Here is a 2213-nt window from a genome sequence, read left to right as displayed (position 1 = left end):
GTCTCCCGTCACCTCCTGCCGGTGCGGGAGACCACGGCCCGCGGACTCTGCCCGTCAGCCGAAGGCCAGGGTCGGCAGGTCGACGGCCATGGCGCCGCCGTCCGCGACGATCACGGAGCCGGTCATGATGGCCGACTCCGATGAGCCGAGGAACAGGCAGATGTCAGCGATCTCCTCGGAGGTCGCCGGTCGCCGCAGCGGCACGTCCTTGGTGACCAGGCTGTAGGCCTCGTCACGGGAGATGCTGTCCCGCTCGGCGAGCTCGTCCATCTGGTGGTCGGCCATCGGGGTGCGCACCCAGCCGGGACACAGGCAGTTCACCCGCACACCCTTGGGTCCGTAGTCGCGGGCCAGTGACTTGGTCAGTCCGACCAGCGCGTGCTTGGTCGTGACATATCCACACACGTTCGGTCCGGCGGCCAGGCCGGCGATCGAGGAGACGATCACGATGCTCCCCTGGCTCTCGATCAGCGCGGGCAGCGCCTCCCGACATGTCACGAAACAGCTGTTGAGGTTGGCGTCGAGGCTGAGCTGCCACGACTCGTCGTCGGTGTCGGCGACCCCGGAGCCTCCGTGGCCTCCCGCGTTCGCCACGACGATGTCGAGCGAGCCGAACCGCTCACGCGCCAGATCCGCCGCCGCCCGCATCTGCTCGGCATCGGTGGCGTCGGCGGCGAACGCCACGGCGGCGTCCCCCAACGGAGTGGCGACTTCGGTAAGGAGCGCCTCCCGCCGACCGGTCAGGACGACCCTGGCCCCCTCTTCCACGTACCTTCGGGTGACCGCGGCACCGATTCCCGTTCCGGCCCCGGTGACCAGGGCGACCTTACCTTTTAGCCTCATCGGCCTACTCCTTTGCAGCTAGAAGCTATATGATTTCATAGATAACTTCGTGTAGGAAGGAGTCGCTGTTGCCCCCCGAGATTGACCGGCCAGCGAGCTGGAAGAACATGGACGACTTCGCGTTCGGGATCGACACCAATCGACTCCCGGTCACCGATGTCCTCGCGGGCACCGCGCTGAGCCTGACGTTCGACGACGGGACCACCACCAGCCTCTCCTTCGGGGGCCCGCACCGCGTGACCGTCGACGGCGGCCCCGCGGACTGGTGCGAGGTGATCGCCGTACGTGAGGACCTGTTCTTCGTCAACCAGACCCATACCTCACGCCCCCGCGAGTCCACCGTGACCGTCCTGCACACCTCCACCGGGCGTGCCCTGCGGATCATCTCCACGATCGCCGAGGAACGAACCCCTGGCGAGCCCCAGGTCTCACAGACCTTCACCCCCGGCACGATCGACGGTCACGAGGTGACGGGCGAGGCGCCCGCACCCACTCGTGACCTGATCGGCAGGCGGGCTCTGTACCGTTACAGCCCCAACCACCTATACGAGCACGTTTATCTGAGTTCCGAACGGTACGCCTGGCAGTGCCTCGTAGGCGAGCAGCGCGGCCACGGCGACGTGGACATGGCGAGCACCTGGAAAATCGCCGAGAACGTCTACGTTTTCACCTTCAGGGAGTTCCTCATCCCGGTCGCCGCGACCTGGCTCTACGACTGGGCCGCGCTGCGCTCGGTCGGCAGCTTCCTCGGCATCTCCGGTGCGGGCGAGATCAACAACTCTCCCGGCGGCGCCCACATCCTGCCGCTCGGCGACGTGACCTACCCGACCGGCGAAGAGCCTGTCTGACAACAGGCGCCGTCCAACGCCGTTCAACAAGGAGATGCAATGAGCAAGAACCTCGACGCGGTCCGCGCCTCCTACGAGGCCTCGGCCGCCGGGGACATCAACGGAATCCTGGCCCTGCTCGGCCCCGACGCCGAGTGGACCGAGATGGCCGGTTTCCCCTACGCGGGCACCTACGTGGGCCCCGACAACGTCCTGGCCAAGGTCTTCGCCAGGCTCGGCGGCGAGTGGGACGACTACCAGGCCGTCCCCGAGGAGTACGTCGACGGCGGTGACACGATCGTCGTCGTGGGCAACTACCGGGGCACCTACCTCGCCACCGGCAAGTACATGGACGTCCGCTTCACCCACGTGTGGCACCTCGAGGACGGCGTCGCCAAGAGCTTCGAGCAGTTCACCGACACCGCCCTGGTCCAGGAGGCCCTGAAGGCATGACCCCGCCGGGGAGACTCACTCCCGCCCCCTCCGCCTCCACCACCGCCACCGCCGTGGGCCTTCAGCAGCAGCTCCAGGTGTCCCTGCACG

General features: G+C 67.5%; 3 protein-coding genes. 2 read left to right on the top strand and 1 reads right to left on the bottom strand.

Annotated features, from left to right (window positions below):
- Positions 1 to 54: 54 nt before the first annotated feature.
- On the bottom strand, positions 55 to 843 hold the full coding sequence (locus AB0395_RS48145) for an SDR family NAD(P)-dependent oxidoreductase (protein WP_366295073.1): 789 nt from the start codon (positions 841 to 843) through the stop codon (positions 55 to 57).
- A gap of 68 nt (positions 844 to 911) precedes the next feature.
- Here AB0395_RS48145 and AB0395_RS48140 point away from each other — a divergent pair, with 68 nt between their 5' ends.
- Positions 912 to 1691, top strand: coding sequence for a molybdenum cofactor biosynthesis F family protein (locus tag AB0395_RS48140; protein WP_366295070.1), 780 nt, complete (start codon positions 912 to 914; stop codon positions 1689 to 1691).
- Positions 1692 to 1730: 39 nt separating this feature from the next.
- Entirely contained in the window at positions 1731 to 2123 is a 393-nt protein-coding gene (locus AB0395_RS48135; RefSeq protein ID WP_366295067.1) for a nuclear transport factor 2 family protein, read from the top strand.
- The last annotated feature ends 90 nt before the right edge of the window (positions 2124 to 2213 follow it).

Source organism: Streptosporangium sp. NPDC051023 (genome assembly GCF_040689595.1).
Classification (GTDB): domain Bacteria; phylum Actinomycetota; class Actinomycetes; order Streptosporangiales; family Streptosporangiaceae; genus Streptosporangium.
This window is presented reverse-complemented; position numbering and strand designations above follow the sequence as displayed.